At 35.8% G+C, this 21986-nt stretch carries 20 protein-coding genes and 1 pseudogene; 16 read left to right on the top strand and 5 right to left on the bottom strand.

Going from position 1 to position 21986, the window contains the following annotated elements:
• The first annotated feature begins 159 nt into the window (after window positions 1-159).
• Window positions 160-984: a flagellin N-terminal helical domain-containing protein gene (locus tag BLS24_RS01575; RefSeq protein WP_091755501.1), complete on the top strand. Its 825-nt coding sequence runs from the start codon at window positions 160-162 to the stop codon at window positions 982-984.
• A 47-nt stretch (window positions 985-1031) separates the two neighbouring features.
• Here the strand turns inward: BLS24_RS01575 and BLS24_RS01570 are convergent, their stop codons facing one another.
• Window positions 1032-2090 (bottom strand): glycosyltransferase, encoded by a 1059-nt coding sequence (locus BLS24_RS01570; RefSeq protein ID WP_091755499.1) that lies wholly within the window; start codon window positions 2088-2090, stop codon window positions 1032-1034.
• 120 nt (window positions 2091-2210) lie between these two features.
• On the opposite strand from BLS24_RS01570, the gene BLS24_RS01565 reads away from it, so the two are divergent.
• From BLS24_RS01565 to BLS24_RS01520, 10 genes and pseudogenes are all read left to right on the top strand, one after another.
• Entirely contained in the window at window positions 2211-4448 is a 2238-nt protein-coding gene (locus BLS24_RS01565; protein WP_091755497.1) for a DUF6492 family protein, read from the top strand.
• Between the two features lie 11 nt (window positions 4449-4459).
• The gene (locus BLS24_RS01560) at window positions 4460-4909 is read left to right on the top strand and encodes a hypothetical protein (protein WP_091755495.1); all 450 of its coding nucleotides are present in this window, start codon (window positions 4460-4462) and stop codon (window positions 4907-4909) included.
• Window positions 4910-4932: 23 nt separating this feature from the next.
• Complete coding sequence (locus tag BLS24_RS01555; protein WP_091755493.1) at window positions 4933-5742, top strand: class I SAM-dependent methyltransferase; 810 nt, start codon at window positions 4933-4935, stop codon at window positions 5740-5742.
• A gap of 16 nt (window positions 5743-5758) precedes the next feature.
• Window positions 5759-6601, top strand: a complete 843-nt coding sequence (locus BLS24_RS01550; protein ID WP_091755491.1) for a glycosyltransferase family 2 protein — start codon at window positions 5759-5761, stop codon at window positions 6599-6601.
• Window positions 6602-6621: 20 nt separating this feature from the next.
• Entirely contained in the window at window positions 6622-7578 is a 957-nt protein-coding gene (locus tag BLS24_RS01545) for a glycosyltransferase family 8 protein (RefSeq protein WP_091755489.1), read from the top strand.
• Between the two features lie 17 nt (window positions 7579-7595).
• Window positions 7596-8807 (top strand): glycosyltransferase family 8 protein, encoded by a 1212-nt coding sequence (locus BLS24_RS01540; protein ID WP_176764303.1) that lies wholly within the window; start codon window positions 7596-7598, stop codon window positions 8805-8807.
• A gap of 34 nt (window positions 8808-8841) precedes the next feature.
• On the top strand, window positions 8842-9303 hold the full coding sequence (locus BLS24_RS01535) for a DUF4869 domain-containing protein (protein WP_091755485.1): 462 nt from the start codon (window positions 8842-8844) through the stop codon (window positions 9301-9303).
• Window positions 9293-10270 (top strand): hypothetical protein, encoded by a 978-nt coding sequence (locus BLS24_RS01530; RefSeq protein ID WP_091755482.1) that lies wholly within the window; start codon window positions 9293-9295, stop codon window positions 10268-10270. The genes BLS24_RS01535 and BLS24_RS01530 overlap by 11 nt, the downstream gene beginning before the upstream one ends.
• Window positions 10271-10288: 18 nt before the next feature.
• Window positions 10289-10516 (top strand): annotated as a pseudogene (locus tag BLS24_RS15610) (glycosyltransferase family A protein); the annotation flags it as partial.
• A 4-nt stretch (window positions 10517-10520) separates the two neighbouring features.
• Window positions 10521-10778, top strand: a complete 258-nt coding sequence (locus tag BLS24_RS01520; RefSeq protein ID WP_091755478.1) for a hypothetical protein — start codon at window positions 10521-10523, stop codon at window positions 10776-10778.
• A gap of 80 nt (window positions 10779-10858) precedes the next feature.
• Here the strand turns inward: BLS24_RS01520 and BLS24_RS01515 are convergent, their stop codons facing one another.
• Entirely contained in the window at window positions 10859-11803 is a 945-nt protein-coding gene (locus BLS24_RS01515) for a hypothetical protein (RefSeq protein ID WP_091755476.1), read from the bottom strand.
• Window positions 11804-11813: 10 nt separating this feature from the next.
• On the bottom strand, window positions 11814-12992 hold the full coding sequence (locus tag BLS24_RS01510) for a glycosyltransferase family protein (protein WP_176764302.1): 1179 nt from the start codon (window positions 12990-12992) through the stop codon (window positions 11814-11816).
• Window positions 12993-13080: 88 nt separating this feature from the next.
• On the opposite strand from BLS24_RS01510, the gene BLS24_RS01505 reads away from it, so the two are divergent.
• A complete protein-coding gene (locus BLS24_RS01505) occupies window positions 13081-14085 on the top strand; it encodes a glycosyltransferase family 2 protein (protein ID WP_091755472.1) in 1005 nt (334 codons plus the stop codon).
• A gap of 3 nt (window positions 14086-14088) precedes the next feature.
• Here the strand turns inward: BLS24_RS01505 and BLS24_RS01500 are convergent, their stop codons facing one another.
• Together BLS24_RS01500 and BLS24_RS01495 are read right to left on the bottom strand one after the other, a co-directional pair.
• The gene (locus BLS24_RS01500) at window positions 14089-15081 is read right to left on the bottom strand and encodes a hypothetical protein (protein ID WP_091755470.1); all 993 of its coding nucleotides are present in this window, start codon (window positions 15079-15081) and stop codon (window positions 14089-14091) included.
• A gap of 2 nt (window positions 15082-15083) precedes the next feature.
• Entirely contained in the window at window positions 15084-16028 is a 945-nt protein-coding gene (locus tag BLS24_RS01495) for a LicD family protein (protein ID WP_091755468.1), read from the bottom strand.
• Window positions 16029-16130: 102 nt separating this feature from the next.
• On the opposite strand from BLS24_RS01495, the gene BLS24_RS01490 reads away from it, so the two are divergent.
• The 4 genes from BLS24_RS01490 to BLS24_RS01475 are packed head-to-tail and all read left to right on the top strand — an operon-like array spanning window position 16131 to window position 21968.
• Window positions 16131-17876, top strand: a complete 1746-nt coding sequence (locus BLS24_RS01490; RefSeq protein ID WP_091755466.1) for a LicD family protein — start codon at window positions 16131-16133, stop codon at window positions 17874-17876.
• A gap of 22 nt (window positions 17877-17898) precedes the next feature.
• Complete coding sequence (locus BLS24_RS01485; RefSeq protein ID WP_176764301.1) at window positions 17899-19605, top strand: LicD family protein; 1707 nt, start codon at window positions 17899-17901, stop codon at window positions 19603-19605.
• Between the two features lie 10 nt (window positions 19606-19615).
• A complete protein-coding gene (locus BLS24_RS01480) occupies window positions 19616-20593 on the top strand; it encodes a class I SAM-dependent methyltransferase (RefSeq protein WP_091755462.1) in 978 nt (325 codons plus the stop codon).
• 22 nt (window positions 20594-20615) lie between these two features.
• Window positions 20616-21968, top strand: a complete 1353-nt coding sequence (locus BLS24_RS01475) for a Gfo/Idh/MocA family oxidoreductase (RefSeq protein WP_091755460.1) — start codon at window positions 20616-20618, stop codon at window positions 21966-21968.
• Window positions 21969-21986: the final 18 nt, after the last annotated feature.

Raw genomic sequence — 21986 nt, 5'->3', positions numbered from 1 at the left:
ATTTTTTTTAAAAATCCCCCTAAAGTTTTTATATTTATAGACGATAATAAAAGTGTAAAATAAAACAGAGATGATTTTAGGCCAGCACTGAGATCATTTCAAAACAAAGCAAACGAGCAGCAAGGATGCTGCCGTACAAATTCAAGGAGGAATTATATTATGGTAGTACAACACAACGTCACAGCGATGAACGCAAACAGACAGCTTGGAATCACAACTGGTATTCAGGCAAAGTCAAGTGAGAAGTTATCATCTGGTTACAAGATCAACAGAGCAGCAGATGATGCAGCAGGTCTTGCAATTTCTGAAAAGATGAGACGTCAGGTAAGAGGTCTTACACAGGCTTCTGCTAACGCTCAGGATGGTATCTCAGTTGTACAGACAGCTGAAGGTGCTCTTAACGAAGTACATGATATGCTTCAGAGAATGAACGAGCTTGCAACAAAGGCTGCTAATGACACATTACAGTCAAAGGATCGTTCATACATCAAGTCAGAGCTTAATGCTCTCTCTACAGAGATCACAAGAACATCAGCAGCTACAGAGTTCAACAACCAGGCACTTCTTGATGGATCCTTCACACAGAAGAATCTTCAGGTTGGTTCTGAGACAGATGCAGTTAACCAGATTGAGATCTGCATTAAGCAGATGAGTGCTACAAACATTGGTGTTCAGCAGGATCACCTTAATGTTTCTACTCATGGTAATGCTAAGACTGCTATGAGCTATATTAAAGTAGCTCTTGAGTCAGTATCAACTCAGAGATCAGATCTTGGTGCTATCCAGAACAGACTTGAGCACACAATCAAGAACCTTGATAACGTTGTTGAGAACACACAGAGTGCTGAATCTGCTATCCGTGATACAGATATGGCTACCGAGATGGTTAAGTATTCTAACAACAACATCCTTGCACAGGCTGGACAGTCAATGCTGGCACAGGCTAACCAGACAAATCAGGGTGTTCTTTCACTTCTCGGATAATAAGCAGTCTATTGCAAACATTGCAGACTACCAAGAAGAGCTCCGGTTTACCGGAGCTCTTTTTTTAGTATTTCTTCTACAGAACGGAAATAGTTTTCTTTTGAAAAATGCTCTACTGATTTTTGGCATATAATTTTTGAGGGTATTTGTTTTCGCATAAATGCAATGTCGTCCAGAAGACGAGCAAGCTGATTAGCATCGTTGAAGTTTATAAAATAACCATTTACAGAGTCCTTTAGGTATTCTTTTACACCTTGCGTAGGAGTAGATATAACCGGAATACCCATAGCCAGAGCTTCAGCGCCTGTCAACATGAAACCTTCGTAATCAGAGGTACTAATCATAAACTCTGCGTTTGTCATATATGAAAGAGGATTATCTTTCCACCCTAACATATTAGTTTGCTTTTGGAGTCCCAAAAGATTTATCCACTTACGGACATCTTCTTCTATCGGACCATTCCCAATTATATCAAGCATCCATGTTGATTTCGCTTTATACATAGCTTCAAGAACAAGGTCAAGTCTTTTTTCTTCAGATAATCTTCCGACAAAAACAAGTTTATTATGGCATGGGCAATCAGAAGTGGTAGGAATATCATTTAAAATGGGATTTCCTATATTATATACGATGGCTTTAGCGTTAGCATCTTTAAGTTCTTGTTCCATGGAACTATTTAATACCAAATGTGCATCTGCCATTAACATTTCATTGATTCCACCTTGTCCACATTGCGCATAGCGCCAGATTTCATTGTGAACCCAAGAAAAAACTTTCATTTTAGTATTTCTATATTTTCTGACCTGATCACAAACTGCGGACATTACAGGTGTATTAGTAGCAATACATATATCAGGGTCACCATATTGATCAAGCATCAGATTATAACCGCTAGCACAATAACTGGGAGTGACGTCAATATTGTCGCTATTAAGGTAATAAGCTTTTGGATATCCTTTAAGATATGCTATTCCAGGTGTCATGTGCATGATCCTGAGATCAAAGATATTATTATCTAAATATTTAGTCCAAGCATAGATAATGTTTTCAATTCCGCCTTCACGACCGCCATATGGTGAAACTATATCGACAATTATCTTGGACATGCAGATATCCCTTCCTTTAGTTATGACCTTATACAGATATTATAGCAAAATACAGACGTAAAATAATGTATAATTAAATTATCTGATAACAAAGAGCATTTGCTATAAAAGGGGAATAAAATGGTAAATCATGAGCATTTTGATACACTAATAGTTATTACTGCGGTGGATTGTAAACGTCTTTTAAGCTTATATCCAAGACTTGTAGATAATATTGAATATGGGAAAATATTATTTGTAAGTTCCGGTGCTGTTGAAGAAGTACTAGGTGAAAACGTAGATTTAAAAGGAAAAGTGGATTGGATAGATGAGAATAGTCTTATCAGCTTTGACGATGTACATGCTCTTATCAAGGAACGAATGGCTGACATTTTGGCCGGCCGAGAACTCCCTAGAGGAATAACTGGCTGGTATTATCAGCAATTTCTTAAGATGCAGTATGCTTTAAGTTGCCAGGATGAGTACTATATGGTTTGGGATGGGGATACCATTCCTTGTAGAAAAATAGAAATGTTTCAAGCAGAGTCCGGTAAGCCTTACCTTGACCTAAAACATGAGTATCATAAAGAGTATTTTGAAACTATGAGCGTTATATTGCCTGGATTTGATAAGGTTATTGAGAGATCTTTTATCTCAGAGCACATGCTTTTTAAAACTGAGATTATGAGAAATCTTATTTGCGATATAGAAAAGAATGATGCTATTGATGGAAAAAAGTTTTGGGAAAAAATAATAAATGCAATCCCGGCAGATAAGATACAGAACTCTGCTTTTAGCGAGTTTGAAACATATGGAACTTATGTGGCTTTAAAATATAGCAGCGTTTATAAACTCAGGGAATGGCATTCATTCAGGCAGGGTGGGAGTTTTTTTGACATTAATACAATCTGCGATAGAGATTTTGAATGGCTATCCAAAGATTTTCAAGCCATTTCTTTTGAAAAAGGACATACAGTAAGATCCGATAATGCTAATCTTTTTGATAATCCATATTATCAGGAAAAACTGACTCCAAAGCAGATGCTTCAGGCAGCACAGATGGAGTATAAAGAGGGGTACAAAGAAGTCTGGGCAGATGATAATGATGTAAAAAATGCGAATGTGAGTAGTGGAGCGTTTAGAGATGTATGCAAAGATTATTTGACAGATCGATTAAAATATCTGAATGAAGATATTTACAAAATTTACTATGAGATAGGAAAAGAAAAAAAAGGCGTAAATGATGACCAGGCATATTTGTGCTTCGAAAATGCAGAATTCTTGTGTCCTGATCCTGACATGAGTTTGGAAATATCTAGAGAAAGGATGAGACTGCTTGATTCTGGTAAAGTATGCGTAAAAAAGACAGCATTTATTATACTTTCATACAATAATACTTACCTAATGCAACAGTGCATTGAAAGTATATATACAAACTGTAGTCCAGAGAGCTTTTTGCTTGTTATATTTGATAATGGCTCCACTGATGGAGCCGCAGAGTGGCTCACTGCCTGGGGCGAAGAACATGATGAGGCAATTATAATCCTTAGTGAAGAAAATATGGGATTTTCGGTTGGTTGTAATGAAGCGTGTAAGTATGTTCCTGAGGATTATGATGTTTTCTTTTTGAATAATGATACCAGAATGACGGCAAATTCGTTATTTTGGCTGAGAATGGCACTATATGAGGCAAAAGATGTGGGAAGTGTCGGGGCTATACAAAACTATGCTATCAACACAATGGAAGAAAATGTCAATTTCAGCGTTATTGAGCAGTATATGGAACATGGTGCCAGAAAGAATGTTCCGGAGGATAATCCTTATGAAGAGCAGTGCAGATTGTGCGGCTTTGCGATGCTGATTAAGAGAGAGGCTTTTGATAAAACTATAGGCTTTGATGAGAGATTCAATCCAGGATATCTGGAGGATGATGATCTTAGTCTACAAATCAGAAATGTGGGATACAGACTTATATTAGTTCATAATAGTTTTATTTATCATGCAGGTTCACAGAGCTTTAGGAACAGAGATGATATAAAGGAACTATTTGATGCTCATAGGGAAGTTATAGTAGAAAAGTGGGGATTTGATAGTTCAGTCCATGCACTTATCAGTGAAAATGAAATTAAATTTATTTATTCTCTTAGAGATAAGGGCTATGATAGGACAAGCTTTTTTAAGGTTTTACATATAGGATGTGGATGTGGGGCGATGCTTGGCCATATCCATTATCTCTATCCAAATGCAAAGCTTGTAGGTATCGAACCTGATGATAATGCCAGAAAATTTGCAATATCTTGCATTGAGGAATATAAAAGCATAGAAGAAATGCCCTATGAATTGGAAAAATTTGATGAGGTGGCAAATAATATTGGCTGAGGAGAGGCTTAATGGTAAAAGATTTAGTAAAATCCGCAGTTTGTGAAGGAAATGAAGAAAATTTATCAAGATGTATTTCTAGTATCAAGGCAACTGTTCCTGAATATGAACTGATAGTTTCTGAAAAATCATATAATGAAGGAATAAAGGAAGCAGAAAGTAATGGTAATTATTTTTTATTAAGTAGTAGTACGGTTTTGATGGATAATTCTTTTTTTTATCTGCTTTTGGGATTATATTCTAAAGAAAATATAGGCGTGATAGGTGGACTTACCAATATAGCCAATGGGCAATCAAGCGAGCAAAGTATTGAACTTAATACAACAGATGAAGATGAAATAAAGATATTTGCCTCACATATTAATTCTCCTATGAAAAATGCTTATGAGAAAAAAGTGTATCTTTCAAAATACGCGATACTGATAAAACGTGATGTTATCGAAAATGTTTGGACTATTTGACGATATTTTTTCAGCAGGTGCTTATGAAGATATTGATTTGTGTACGTGCAAATCTTTCGGGATATGATGTAATACTTGCGTACAATAGTTTTTTGTATAGCTTGTATAAAGATAAAGCAGAGAGCGAAAATGATTTTAAGAGTGGGCAAAAAAACAGGAAGCTACTTAAGGATAAGTGGAATTGTGAACTGGGTTATTCAAGTGATGTTAGAAGTAAATTGATCGAGATGATAACTGAGGATAAGGAAGACAAGATTGAAGTATTAGAGTTAGGATGTGCGCTAGGAGGTACTCTTAACAGAATTAAATTCTTATGGCCTGAAGCTGGTGTGCATGGAGTAGAGTATACTTCTGAAATTGTGAAAATAGCAGGAAGTGTTACAGATGTAATTCAAGGCGATGTGGAAAATATGGAGATTCCATATCAGAAGGAACAATTTGATTATATTATTTGTGCTGATGTTTTAGAGCATTTAAGAAATCCTGAAGATACATTAAAGAGGTTTCTACCATATCTTAAGAAAAATGGTTATTTTATCATAAGTCTTCCTAATGTAAGATACTATGCTGTTTGCGTGATGTTGATGCAATTTGGAAGGTTTGATTACGCAGACTCAGGCATTCTAGACAGGACGCACTTAAGATTTTTTACCAAAGATACTGCGATTGAGATGATTGAGAATTGTGGTCTTAAAATAGTCAGTATGGACAGAAACTATAATGGAAATGCGGGTGATGACGAGTTTATAGAAAAGATAAAAAAGACCTTTGACGTTGTTGATCCTGAAGAATTTAAGGCATTTCAGTACTATTTTAAGGCCCAAAAGAGCTGATTTTTGGAGAATATTTATGATAACTGTGTTTACGCCTACTTATAACAGAGCGTATCGAATTGAAAAATTATATGAATCATTAAAAAGACAGACATCAAAAGATTTTGAATGGATTGTGATTAATGATGGAAGTACGGATAATACAAATGAACTTTTTGAGAAGTGGCTTGTAGAGGATAATGGTTTTAATATTGTGTACAGAGAAGTACATAATGGCGGTAAACATAGAGCAATAAATCTTGGAGTACAGATTGCTTCATCAGATGCTTTTTTTATAGTTGATAGTGATGATTATCTGACTACAGATGCCATTGAGTTAGTTGATAACTGGTTTTTACAGATAGCAAATGATGAGACGTTTGCTGGGGTCAGTGGGCTTAGAAGCGATTTAGCTGGTAATCCTATAGGTGGTAAACCTAAAATATGTGGCGAATATGTTGATTGTACTAATTTGCAAAGGCATCTTTATCATCTCTTGGATGATAAAGCAGAAGTTTACAAAACGCATATATTAAAAAAATATCCGTTTCCTGAGTTTGAGGGAGAAAAATTTGTTCCTGAGTCTTTAATTTGGGATCATATTGCAAGAGATGGATACAAGCTTAGGTGGTTTGAAAGGATAATTTACATATGTGAGTATCTTGAAGATGGATTGACGGCAAGCTCAGATAAGAAATTCATGGACAATCCTAAAGGATTTCTTACATATCTTGCTATGCTTGAAACTGTGCACAATCCTAAAGAAGTGGATGTTTTTAGGCTGCAATTCTATAATAACCTGATTAAAACATATGGCATGGATAAGGCCTTGGAAATCATAAATATGGCTAATACAATGGATTTCTCACAATATATTTAGTAATAGAAAGGCAATATCAGATGAATATCACAACTTCTTTTGATAGAAATTACATGAAATATGCAATAGTAATGCTTTCGTCATTTTGCGCAAACAATGAAGGCAGTCACAAAGTATTCATAATGCATAGATTACTGACACAGGAAGATATAAATTTTATTAAAGATTCATTGTCTAAATATGATTTGAAAATCTATTCTTTAAAAATGGATTTTTCTGATATTGAGCCGATGATACCGGTTACTCCTTATTGGACGTATGAGACTTATTGTACATTAAAACTTGCAGATACTCTTCCTGATGATATTGAACGAATATTATACTTTGATACTGATATGATCATAAATAAAAGTATCGATGAATTATGGAATATGGATTTTGCGGGAAATGATATTATAGCTGCAGATGAGTCAAATGGAAGTTGTAGATACGAAAATATACAATGTGGGCAGAAGGTTATTTTTGAAGAATATAAAGATAAATTCAGGTATTTTAATACTGGTACGATGTTACTGAACATTAGCAAGATTAAAAGAGAATATTCGTATAAGAAGTATTATGACATTATGGAAAAATGGAAATTTGATCTTCCTGCATGTGAACAGGATATTTTAAATTATGCACATTTTGGCAGAGTAAAATATATTCCATGGTCTAAATATAATCTTTTTGCAAGAGATGGATGTAGGGACGGGTACTCTTATGACAGGGTCATAAATGGAGATGAAACATCGATAGTTCATTTTGTTGGAATGAAGCCATGGAATTCTATGGGGCTGCATTATGATTTGGAGAAATTGTGGTGGGATTATGCAAAGATCACTCCAATATATAAAGAACTTATGGAAGAATTTGTTGAAGATACTTTGACAAATAAAAATATAGAAAATACGTTAAGGAATCTTGATTCTGAAAATAAACAGCTCAAGGAAGCTGTACGAAAAACGACAGAGCTTTTGCAAAAAATCACATCTTAATTTGAATGGGAAAACAAATGAATATAGCAACGGCGCTCAACAAAAAGTACATACCATATACAACTGTTATGCTGACTTCAATATGCATTAATAGTACCGAACATATTGATGCATACCTTTTAAATAGTGAGCTTGAAAATGATGATATCATGAAAATGATGAGTTCATTGGAAAAATATGATATTAACTTGATATCAGTTAATGTGGACAAGGGTAAACTGAATGAAAGAATGCCTAGAAATGACCAATGGAGCTTGGAAATGTATTACAGGCTGTTTATGTTTGAACTTTTGCCAAAGACAGTTGACAGAGTGCTTTACCTTGATGGGGACATAATTGTCAATAATGATATAAATGAATTTTATTATATGTCTTTTGATGATGCAGAGATGATAGTATGTGATGATAAAGGGGGATTAAACAAACCTGAAACCTACGGCGATAAGCATAGAGAAATGTTTAGTGAGGCATATAAGCATGGCTTTAGATATTTTAATTCTGGTGTAATCCTTTTTAATATGAACAAAATGAGATCATTATATACCTTTGATCTTTATCTTGAAGCAATGGACAAGTGGAACTATAAAATGGAGGCGCCTGATCAGGATATATTGAACTATGTGCACTGGAAAAAAGTAAAATATGCTGATTACAAGAAATATGATATGTTTGCGCGAGTTGCACATAATCAGAAAATGACATATGGAGACATCATGGAGACTGCTTCTATTATACATTATCCCGGGTACAAGCCGTGGGAGGCTGGGAGCTTTCACTTTGATATAGAAATGATATGGTGGGAATATGCAAAGGAAACCCCATATTACGTGCAGCTGTTGGAAAATTTTGTCACGGATGTTTTGAATGATAACAATGTTTCAAATTATATAAAAATGCTGGAAAAAGACCTTAATATTAAGAAAAAGGTATTATCCAAGGCACTGAGAATTATGGAATTAGGTAGCGATACAAATGTGTCGGATGATAATTATAACAGCGAAGATGAAGTAGTTAGTATATTTGATAGTCCTACATGGCAGGGAGGATACAGTTATTCTTTCGAACAAAAGCAGTTTTGGGTTGATGCAAGGCACAAAGAGAATTATGTCAAGCTAATGGAACAATTCCTTGAAGAAATAATGACAGATTCAAGAGCGGAAAATTACGCTGTCTCGCTTAACGCTAGCCTAAAAGAGCTAGATAAGGCTTTAGATATGTTTATAAGCTAATTATGATGATTGAAAAAGCAACTGGAGGATTATAATGCTTAGCATATATTTTGGTAATTACAAGAAAGCATATTATGGCCCCGCGTGGTTTAATAATAGCTATGATAGTGAGTGGTTTGAGAATCAGCTTGTTCAAAAAATGATCAAAGACATAGATAAGTCAGACTATAAAGGTGGAGAGCTGATTGTAAGTGAAGTATTAGGCCCAATTGCTCCAAAAGATTTATCAGGGGGATTAAAGACACTTATTTCAATATATAAGAATCCTCAAATGATTTTTGACGCTACTAGTTGTGGTAATAATTGTGCTAAATGGCTTTTAGAAATAGGGGAAAAGGAAGATGTATTGATTAAATTGGAGTATTTGATGGAATTTGAGGGACTAGAACCATTTGAAATAAAAATAGATAATACTGGAGAAATCGTCACAACTGAAAAAGCTTATGTGGTAGCTGCTTTAAAGGCTTTGCATGAAGGAGTTGACAATGAAGGGTAAACATCATGTATTACTAGAAACAAATAAAGTAAAATATGAGTTTGATATAAAAAGGAATATAACCATTATTCAAGGAGATAGTGCCACTGGGAAAACTACTCTAGCTTCATTAGTCAGTGATAATTCAAGATATGGTGAAGCAGCAGGGATAAGGCTCCAATCAGATGTGCCTTGTGTTACATATAATGGTGGTGATTTTTGGAAACAAGAATTTGAGGCATATCAAGATACTATCATTATTATAGATGAGGGCAATTCATTTATTTTTACAAAGGAATTTGCGAAAACTATACAGAATACATCAAATTATTATGTTCTAATAACTAGAAAACCACTATATTATTTACCATATAGCGTTAGCGAAATTTATGGAATACGTACTTCAGGTAAATATCACTATCCTGAAAAAATATATCATGAATTCTATCCGCTGTATTTCCAAGAAGTTGATCCTGATGAAAAAAAGGGTTGTAAAATACTAGTAGTTGAAGATAAAAGAGCAGGTTACCAATTTTATACACATTCCTTAGATGGAATTAATTGTATTAGTGCAGAGGGTAATTCGAACATTATAAAGAAAGTTATGGAGTACGCGAATGCCTCAAATGAAATAACAGTTATAGCAGATGGAGCTGCTTTTGGGGCATATGTTGGTGAGCTTGTGTCATATAGAAAGCAAAGTGACTTTGCTATTTATTTGCCGGAATCATTTGAATGGATGGTTTTAAAAGCTGGAGTAGTTAATTTTGACAATATTGAAGATGTACTAAGCAAGCCAGAAGAATATATAGAAAGTAAAGAGTACTTTAGTTGGGAACGCTACTTTACGTCAACATTAAGAAATTGTACAGCTTCTGATCTGATCAAATCATATAGCAAAGATGCACTTAAGCCATATTACTTCAGCGGTAAGAATAAAGAGAAGATTTTGTCTGTAATTCCTGAAAAGATAAGAGAACAGTTATGAATTTAAGATAATTCTTCAGACGAACTCACGAAACAAATTGAGGAAACATTTGAACATTTTGACTCAAGGTTTATACTTAGGCGTCAGTATCAGCATCAGGGACCAGCTAAATGTCGTAACATTGGTATGAAACAGGCGACCGGAAAGTATATTATTTTTCTTGATTCAGATGACATTTTTGGGGACAGTCTTTTATTGGACATGTCGCAAACCCTGGAAAAATCGGGGGGAGGTGTGTATCGCTAATTTCATGATGCTTGATATTGTAAACAATAATAAGAGTTTTATCTATGCAAAAAAGAAAAAAGGGGTTACAGATAGAACATTTAGTATTAAGGAACTGGGAATTGAAGGATTGGGCTATAGAGTCAATAATTGTAAACAACTTTCATATGATATTGATTCTAGAAATGTGATAAAGGCATTTGAAAAATTACTGGAAAGCGTTAAGGACGATATTTTAATTCAAATGATAAAAAAGAACTGGAAGCCTCAATTGAACCTATGACTTCCAGATGCTCTAATTTTCAATATAATTTGGAATGTCGCGAAATGGCAGAGGCACTTATTAAAAAATACACGTAGAAATTAAAACTTAAGCATTTCTATAAATGCTAAAGTATCTCTATCGAATCTTTCTTTTTCACCGGCGATGAATTCTCTATATGGAGCAAATGCCTTCTGATGCATAGCAAAGTTGTCACATATATCATGTAAAAGGGTTTCGATTTCATTAAGCTGTTGAGCGGGATTTTCAAATTTATATTTTTCGGGGATTGGTACATCTTTACTATATGCTGCTGATCCTTTTTTATTCGTAATGACGCAGCAACCATCAGCAGCAGCTTCTCTGGGGATTCTGTCTTTACCTGGATGTTTGCCAAAATCAACATAGATTTTACTTGCTTCCATCATGAGGACCATGTGGGGGAGATCCAGATTTACAAGAGGAATCCATTTAAGCCAATCTGCTTTGTCTATGAGAGGCTTGATGGCATCGTATCCTTTTGCTGGATTATAAAGAGCAATATTTTCTCTAAATTCTGCAGGATATATAAACTTTCCATGCTCCTGATTAATATAGTCGGATAGGAATAGACCTTTTGCATTAGGTATAGTTTTGTAGACATAATCCATTGAGTAGTAGGATTGGAACAGATGAAGGAAAACATTTTTTTTGATAAACTCCAGGTTCTCTTCATGTGTAGATTCGATGTAGTTGTCTACACTCATCCACCACATAACTATCTTAGCATTTCGTATATGCTGCATACTGTAGGTGAGACCTTCAGGAAAAACAATTACATTTTCAGATTGGTCAATCGCATTTAAATCCATGCAAACATTAGTCTTGTAGACTTTATATGGCTTAGGAGTCTCTGCGGGAACAGCAATATCGTATGGATAATCTAGACTTACATAACACATAGAGGCTTCTATATCTGTTAATCTGCATATGGCGTTACATAGTTGGTGGGCAAGCTCAGGACCTCCACTTATTCTGTTTTTGGATGAAACTATATAAATTTTCATAGGCATTCCTTTATTGATTTACGATTGTACTGATCATTTCTATGACTCTGTTTGTAACCTTGCTTTTTGCACATACTTCCTCGAAGCCTTGTTTTGCTATTTTTTCACGTTCTTTGTCATGACTAAGATAATAACCTATCTTGTCGATAAGTTCATCATAACTTTTGTAGGTGACGAGATGTTTACCGTCTTTGAAAAATGTATCAATTTCAGGTTGATAGTTAGTAATAAGAAAGCCTTGGCAGGCTAATACATCCCAAATACGTTGGGATAAACCGGAAGTAATTGATCTTGTGGTTATGTTAAGGTTGACTTTACTTTGCCTAAAGATAAACGGCATTTCTTTTAAGGAATCAGCTCCATTATGGATAATTATATTGTCGGATAATTCATTACAATTACTTTTGGTGAATAAATCAAGTTTTGTGTAAGGCAGTTTTGCTACAATAAGATTTAAAATTTTTACTCTTTCCTGATATGTTGCATGTGGACACAGGTAATTACACAAGGCAACATAGTCAGAAATATCAAACACACTCATGTTTGAAGGATAGAATGCTTTATCGATTTCCTTTAATTCGTTGATTATTTCGTTATTTAAAGTTGCTTTGAGAACGTCATAACCAAATACGCTGTCATCAAGCTGCTTATCTATCATTGATTCAATTGTAGATTTTAGACTGCAGGAAATGGATGGCTCATTGGAAAGAGGATCTTTTTCATTGTATAAGGAACCAATAAATGAAATGTCATATTTGTAATCGGATGTAGTTCCTAATAAAGTACTTACGCGGTCGCATGCAGCTCCTAAAGGTAAATGAAAAATACAGTCAGGATTCTGCGAATGAATAAGATTATATTGTTCTTTGTCAAAAAGGAAAATTCTGTTGAAAGTGTTTTTTATTGTTGTGTTAAATATTTCAAAAACAGGACAATCGACAGTTTCTGCGACATAGAATACGTGTAGCTTTTCGCATAGCATAGAAATAAATGGATAATAATTTATTGAGAAAACAAAAAGTGGCTTTTTGTCGGCGATTAGATTTCCAAGATTTGTTATTTTCTGATCTAATGTGAGGCTTGTAGCCATTCCATCAGTGTCTTCTATGACATTTATACCTAAGGAATAGAAGGCATCAATAAAATCCGGCTCACATATACTTTTGTATCTGTAAAAGATTATATTCATATAAACCTCTTGATTATCAACATTTCTAAATACTAGTATAATATATATAGTGACTTTTTTGAAATACGGAAAGCAAGGTGTAAAGGACATGAAAAAAGTAAGTGTGGTTATTCCTGCCTATAATGCTCACAATACTCTGGCGAGATGTCTGGGAAGTTTGGTTAATCAAACACTTGAGGATATAGAAATTATTGTGGTAAACGATGCTTCAACTGATGATACCTGGGAAATAATGAAGAGATGTGAAGCACAGTTTCCAGATAAGGTCGTGATTATTAATTCTGATATTAATACAGGTTGTGGAGGGGCTCGAAGTATTGGGCTCGATGCAGCAACTGGTGAATATATCGGGATGGCGGACGCTGACGATTATGTAGCACCTACTATGTATGAGAAGTTATATAACAGAGCAAAAGAAACTGGTGCAGATATCGTGGATTCTGGTTTTTATAGTGAAGCAACAGATAAAGCTCTTTTAACAGTATCTGATGACCTTGAAGGAGAACTTGATGATAATAAGAGGAGCAGACTTATTGCAGCAAATGGTTATTTGGTAACTAAGATTTTTAAAAACGAGATATTAAATGACCCTCCTGTTAGAATGCAGCAAAATATGGCGGCATTGGAAGATTTGGAGATTTTTATATATACCTTTTTGAAAGCAAAATCCATAGCGTCAGTTAAAGAGGTGTTTTATAATTATTGCGATACGGCGGGATCAAACACTAAGATGAGTGATCTTGATAAATATTATGATGCGGTATATAGAGCATTGGAGGGCGTATACGATAAGTGCCACGATATGGAGGCGTATGAGGGATGTCAGGAAGCGATAGAGTATATATTGACTAAAGTGTACTCTTATGGGATTAATCGTTGCTTGTATGACCGGATTGCACAGATTGGCTCTGATGAGACCAAGGTAAAAAAATATTTTGACTACGCGGGTGAAAAAGAAACAAAAATGTTAAATAAATTGTCCAAACTAAAAGATAAGGTAATAATAATTCCATATGAAAATAATTTATATGTTAAGAATAATATTTCTAAGCTAGATATAGAGATCATGAAAGAATGTGATAGACGTAACTGACAATTATGTATCACCAAACAATGTGAAATCCATTTCTTTTCCTGTGCTCTTGAATAATACAGCTACAGCGCATGAATCACCGATGTATTTATCTGCAAAGGTAATGGCTGCAGTTGGGGTAACAGACTCATCCAAAATTCCTATATTGTTAGATTTATAGTAATTAAGGATTTCCTCATATTCATCGACTAATTCAGGACGCATTATTTTTAGAATAGTCATCATTTCTCTATGAGGGCGCCAAATTAGAAGTACCTGATCTTTAATATCGATATATTTTTTCATTGTGACTTTGAGTTTCACAAATAGATTACGATTATTTTCGAGAACATCGAGCACTGATGTACAGAGCAAATGTATTGTCGTTTTGTGTACAAGAAAGCTGTCCCATTCCTTTGGATGTGGGACAGTTTTCTTGTTATATCTTTTCAGAATCTCAATCCTTGGATAACTTTGCCAGGTTATTTTACTGTTCCATTCATCGAATAAAGCTTTGCTCTGACCTGCTAAGAGATGCATGAGAGTACTTTTCATATTTTCTGATTGTACGATTGCATGGTCGATATTATAAAAGCCTGAAGGAACCAGCATAAATCTAATACTTTCCAGGTATTCGTGATTGGAACATCCGGGTTCTTTCATGCATGAATATGGAATATAAGTGAGATTTTTGGTAAATCTTTTGAGATTTGTAGTATGGAAAAAAGGATGCATTGTGAAACCAAGAGTTTCAGTGTCGCTGATGTTTTGAACATATATTATGTCAGGTTGTTCAGTTTCAAAGCTGAAATTATTTACTTCTGTGATTTTGACATTGGCAGGATAGCCTTCAAGACTGTATTCACAGTCGCTTAAGTTATTGTCCGAGTCACGCCGATATGTTGGCACAGGAATTACCCAAACTTTATTATCTGGGTCTGATATTATATCTTCATATAAAGTTTGAAAACCTTCCCACATATTAGGGGATAAAGGACAAAAAACTATTTTTTTCATATTTAAAAGATATCTCCTGTCTGGCCTATTCTATTATAATATAGAATTTTCATTTCCTGATTTTTATATAGAGGATAGTTATGACCAGCGGTTCCTCTAATGGGTGTCATGTAGTCTTCGCCAAAAAGAACGCGAATGACCTCCTCATAACCAATAGGAACAGGGACTTTTATCATTTCAAAATCCATTATTACTGTTCCAGAGTAGGCAGAGATGCTACGGCGCCTTTTGGATCCGCCCATAGCATATTCAGGATACCAGGTAATCCAGGAAGCTTCATCCTTTTTGGTCATTGTAGAAATTGCTTCGGCTATTTTCCAAACAGTACTTCGGCTGTTGTCACCAAATGATGAAAGATTCAGAGTACTTTTTAGCATGTTCAAAAATGAATCAAGTTCGCCTGATTGTAAATAAGAATCATAGTCAATCCCAATGTTATAGGCAATTATGTATAACTTACTCAGCTGTTCCCAGTACGCTTGATCTGTTGGAATGTAATCAAGAGGAAAAAGATCAACACCTAAACAGTAAGGGCAGTTGAACATACTTTGAGTTATAGCTTCTTCTTTGGAGCTGATGCCTATGTCAATGTTTTCTCTGTTGCAGACAAATGCTTTCGGGAGGTGATAATCATTTGTGGTATAAAAGCTGTACACTTTGCGATTGGCAGGAAGTTCTTCCTTCAATATTTGGAGAAATTTCATGTAATCATCTCTTATGAGACACAGATCGATGTCATCATCCCATGGAATGTAACCTTTATGCCTGATTGTTCCCAACAATGAGCCACAGTCCATCCAAATTGGAATATCATATTTGCGGGCCAAATCTAGTATTTCACTTAGTACGCCAAGTTGGATTGCCCATGTCTTTTTCATTGAGCTGGGAATATAAAATCCGTCACGATATTCTTCTTTGAAAAAATCTTCTGATATTTCAAGCATCATAATCTCCTGAATTATGCCTAATGTATGGTATAATTTTATCAAAAGTACCGTGGTTAATGCAAAAAAGAAAAATATTCTAAAAAATCTGCATAAAGGGCAAATATGTTAAATTTTCCAGATAATTATTTTAAAGATGAAGTGAGAGAAGGCTTTCTCGTCAGTGAAACAATGAAAAGAACCTGGGGCTCTCAACTTGAGATATTTGATAAAGTTAGAAATCTTTGTAACAAGTATGATATTACATATTTTGCAGAAGTAGGAACACTTTTGGGTGCAGCAAGGCATAATGGGATTATTCCTTGGGATGATGATATAGATATAGCAATGTTAAGAGATGACTATAATCGCTTTTTAGCGCACTGTGATGAAATGGATAAAGATTTGTGTGTCAGAAGCATATACAGTTCAGATACTTTTTATAACTTTCATGCAGTTGTTACGCAAAGAGCGGATATTCTTGAATGGGATTTTGACAGAATGGAGAAATATCATGGTTGTCCATTTATATGCTCAGTAGATGTTTTTCCTTTGGACTATTATCCAAGTGATGCAGAAGCTATGCAATTTTATGGTGAATTGTATTGTCTTGCTTATAAGTGTGTATATGATCTTGTGGATATAGAAAATGAGCAATTTGGTGGTAGCCTGATAACAATTAAAGATATTACAGATAATTATAGGTGTCATGAACTGTATGAAAATATTCAGATGTTAAAAAAGATACTAGTCAAAAGGAATATGACTTGTGATTTAAATGAAAAAGAGCCTCTAAGAAACCAATTATGCTTAATAGTTGATAATATTGCTCAAAGCTGCAGGGAAGAGGATGCTGCTGGAGTAGAATACTGCCCCAAACTTCCGCTTGGTATTTGGAAATGCAGACCCAAGCATTGTTATAAAAAAACATGCGAATTACCATTTGAAATGACTACCATAACTGTGCCTGAAGAATATAAAGAAGTACTAAGTAATATATTTGGTGAAGATTATATGATGCCCGTAAGAGGAGCGGCGGGACATGAATATCCCTTCTTTAGAGATGAAGTAAACGTTTTGGTAGGGGGGGATATTGGCGAATTATATTTATATTCAGAAGAAAAGAAAAAGGTTGTAGATTCTGTTAATACACTTCAAGAAGCATTTAGCGAGACTATGATCAAAATTCAAGAGCAAAATATTGCGATTGCCAAGAGTTTGTTAGGCCAAATACAGGATTTTACGTTTGAAATAGAAAAATATGTTGAGAAATATATTGATGAAAAGTCTGAGCTTACAAAGTATTTAGATAAGTACTGCAGAGACATTTACAAATTATATACAGAACTTGATTCAGAAGAATTTCTACAAGATGAAAAACAAATTACTAAATATTTTGATGGTTTTAGTGAAAGTATAAAGCTTATCAAGAGGACAGTATTTAAGGTAATGCACAGAGAAATACCTGATAAAATAGCAGAATTTTTTTCTGTAGATGCAAAGGAGAAGACCGAAACTGTAATTATAGGAATATCTGCTACAGGTCTTTTAAATAATTCTTACCGAGAGATTGATAAACTGACGAAATTGATTAACGATTACGATAAAGAAAATACCAGAATTTTTGTTTTTGCCTCCAAAGGACTATTGGAATTCCTCAAAAGGAGCAAATTGAATATAGAAAATGATTACATAGCTTTTTTGGAAGCTATCAAGCAAAATGATCAATTGCTTTTACTAGAGGATCCAAATACTGATGAAATCGATGCTGTTCTTTCTATGGCTGACACGTATATAGGTGATAAGTGTAGAATTACCTGTTTATGTGGAGATGCCGGTCTAAGTATTAATTGCTGCGAATACAATGATTGATAATACAAATCTGGAGATTGTTATGGCTGAATTATGTAATCTTACTTTCTCACCTGAATATTTTTATGACGAAGTAAGAGATGGATTTTATATTCCGGAAATGATGAAGCGTTTTTGGGCTGCGCAATTAGTTGTGCTTTCTGAAATAGCCAAAATATGTGAAAAACATGAGATAAAGTGGTATATCGATATGGGATCGCTTATAGGAGCAGTACGTCATAAAGGCTATATTCCATGGGATGATGATCTGGATATATCTATGCTGAGGGATGATTGGGAGCTTTTTTTTGAGTATGCACGGCAAGAACTTCCGGAAAATTATAAAATTCTGACTGTTCAAGATGAGCAAGAGTATACGTTGGCTCTGGGACGCATTACTAACGGTGTTACGATCAATTACGATGCCAGACATTTGGATAAGTTTTATGGATGTCCTTATGTTGTTGGGGTTGATATATTTCCTATGGATAAACTCTACAATGACAAGGAAAAGGAGCTTGAGAGGCAAAGAAGAGGGAAAAAAATAGTGGAAGCCGTCAGCATATATAATTCAAAAGGGATAGATGCTCCCGAGATAAATGCTCCTTTATTACAGATTGAGAAAGAAATTGGCTTAAAGATTCATAGGGATAACGGGATTATAAGGGAACTTGCACTTCTTTTGGACCAGATATTGAGGGAGTGCAGGGATGCAGATGCAAAAGAAGTGGCATCAATGTATGTGTGGATTACAGAAAATTGGGCGAATGTTCCAATTGAAATATATCAGGAGAATGTGTTAGTCCCATTTGAAAACACTTATGTGTATGCGCCTAAAAAATATGATCAGCTTCTTAGAATATACTATGGCGATTACATGACTGTAAAAAGAGGAACTGCAGTTCATAATTATCCGATATATGAGGAGCAGGAAGAATCACTCAGGCAACACTTAGGACATAATCCATTTAGATATACCCTTGATAAGCAGAGTTTTGACGTAAAGAGAAAGCATCCAAAGCAGATTAATGAGCTTGAGAGCTCCCTTAAGCTTTTGGAGAATACCCGCGCAGGGCTTGAAGCTGCGGCAAGTCAGGGACAGAGCGCAGATGCTGAGGCTCTTTTACAAAAGAATATCGAAATGACAGCTACTATAGAAAAGCTCATTGAGGAAAAGAAAAATGGTAAGAAAACAGTTCTTTTCCTGCCTTGCAGAGCTAAGTGGTGGGAGAGCATGAGACCACTTTATAGAAAGGCAGTGTCTGATGAGGATGTTGAGGCTTACGTGATTCCAATTCCATTCTATGACTGTGATCATAATGGAAATGTTGGCGAAAGGCATGATGAGAGAGACCTTTTCATGGCAGATGAGCATTTTACAAGCTTTGATGAGTTTGATCTTGTGGGCGGCCATCCTGATGTGATCGTGATTCAGGTGCCTTACGATGGCGAGAGCTATAGTATGACTGTTCCTGATAAGCTTTATTCTGAGGAACTTTTAAAATACACAGATGAGCTGGTTTATATTCCATGCTTTGACGTAATAGATCCTGTAAGTGACACAGATCCAGTGGCGATTTCGCTCAAGACATTTATTGAGCAGCCAGCTGTTGTGAATGCGGATAAGGTGGTACTCAAATCCGAGAAGATAAGAGATTTATATATCAGAGTTTTGACAGAACTTGCGGGAGAGGAAACACGCTCCTACTGGGAAGAAAAGATTGTTTTGCTAGAAAACTACAAGTTCTGAGAGGGGTTACATGAAGCAGATAATAACATGGGGACTTTCATATAGTGACTACGATAGCCAGAGGGAGCTTTACTCACTGATAGCTGATGGAGATGTAGAAGTTGTCGCAGAGGTTAAGTTTTTTCCAGAGGAAGAAGAGATATTTGGGCGCAGAAGCTCTGTAGAAGATGCGTTTAATCAGCCTCACGATATGGTGGTTTATTTTGGTGTGGATGAAGCAGATGTAAGGGCTGAGCTGGAAAAACTTGGGATACCTACTGAAAAAGAGGTGTTAGGAGGCCTTGGAAGTCTTATTGGAGATAGAAATAGCAAGATTTTATCTGATCAGGTTAAGGTCATTAAGGACCTGCTTGAAGCTAGTGATAGACAGATCGCAGATAGAGAGTGGCTTTTTAATAAGCTTGGTGAATACGGCTTTTTCCCATTCTTTAAGCTGGTAAAAAAGCCTCAGACAGGAGTTAGATACAGCAGCTGCGGAATATTGCAGGTTCCAGATGAGTTTGTGGATTTTTGCTTGTATCTAAGTAAGCTCAAATGCCAGAAGGCTATTGAAGTTGGAGTATACAAAGGCAGCAGCTCCTATGTGATGGCAGCTCTTTTGTACAGAAATAATCCAGATCTTGTGTATGAAATGGTAGATATCGAGGATGGACTGGTTAATTACGATGAGATTTCTAAGCTGATACCTGCTATTCGTAAGAGAATACCTAATACTTCTGCTGATTTTAAAGGACAGGAGTATGATTATTGTTTCATTGACGCGGATCACTCCTACGGCGCAGTTATGGAGGACTACAGAAATGTAGGTCAGTATGCAACAAAGTTGACCGTATTTCATGATGTTTTTGGACATGAGTATGATGAGCTTGATGGCGGAACAGTTCGGGGCTGGAGAGAATTAAAAGAGTTAAATAAAGACAAAGAGATAGTAGAGTTTTCGAAGTTTCCTGATAAATGGATGGGAATTGGCGTTATAAAGTGGATGTGATTTTTTAAAGGGGAAGATGATTATGAAAAAGATCATAACCTATGGCTCTTTTGACCTGTTTCATGAAGGTCATTATAAGATCTTGGAGCGCGCAAAGGCGCTTGGAGATTACCTTATAGTGGGTGTTACAACTGAACATTTTGATCGTCAGAGGGGCAAGCTTAATCTAGTTGACCCTATCATGACTAGAATAGAAAACGTCAGAAAGACTGGCTTTGCAGACGAGATCATTGTTGAAGACCATGAAGGGCAGAAGATAGAAGATATTCAGAAGTATGACATCGATACTTTTGTGCTGGGCTCTGACTGGACTGGTAAGTTTGATTATTTGAAGCAGTATTGCAACGTTGTTTATCTTGAGAGGACCCCTAATATATCTTCATCTTTTTTAAGAGAGGACAGGAAGAAGCTTATCAAACTTGGAATAGTGGGTACTGGAAGAGTTGCCAGACGTTTCTATTCAGAGATCAATTACGTTTCTGGTGTAGAGGCGGTGTCAGCTTATAATCCGGATTTTGAGAATCTGAGCGAATTCATGCAGGTCTGCACCATAAATGGATATTGCGACGATTATGAGAGCTTTCTTGATAGCGTAGATGCTATCTATGTGGCGTCACCTAATGAAACTCACGCAGAGTATGTCAGAACAGCACTTGATGCAGGCAAGCACGTTCTGTGTGAGAAGCCTATGACCTTTACCTACGACGAGGCGGTTGAGCTATATGCTCTTGCAAAAGAGAAACAGGTAGTCCTGATGGAAGGAATCAGAGCAGCGTATCTTCCTGGATTCCAGCAGCTTCTGACAGTTGCCAAAAACGGAACAATAGGTGATATCTGTGATATAGAGGCTTGCTTTACAAGAATCGGTGATCCAGCATCCCGTGAGATGTCAGATGCCAAGTATGGCGGAGCGTTTATGGAGTATGGAAGTTATACCCTGCTTCCAATCTTTAAGCTCATGGGCCTTGATTACGAGGAGTTCAAGATTGATTCTATCCTTGGAGAGAGTGGAATAGACGTTTTTACCAAGGTTGAGTTTAAGTACAAGCACGGCCTTGCTACATCCAAGACAGGAGCTGGTGTTAAGTCAGAAGGTCAGCTTGTAATAGCAGGAACCAAGGGATATATTTTGGCACAGTCACCATGGTGGCTTATTAAGAGCTTTGATGTCAGATATGAGGATCCTAGTAAGGTTGACCACTATGAAGCTGGATTTGTGGGTAACGACGGCTTTAGATATGAGATAGCAGAGTTTTTGACCAAGATAAATGGCACCAGAGGCCACGACTTTAAGCTTACAGCTGAAGAGTCAATTGCTATGGCCAAGGTTGTTGAAAGGTTTATGGATACCAGAAGAAAACAACAGGGATTTTAAGACTTTGCTGCAAACGGG

Source organism: Butyrivibrio sp. INlla18, assembly GCF_900103635.1.
Taxonomy (GTDB): domain Bacteria; phylum Bacillota; class Clostridia; order Lachnospirales; family Lachnospiraceae; genus Butyrivibrio.
Note: the sequence above shows the minus strand (reverse complement) of the source record. Positions and strands in the feature narration are given on the sequence as shown.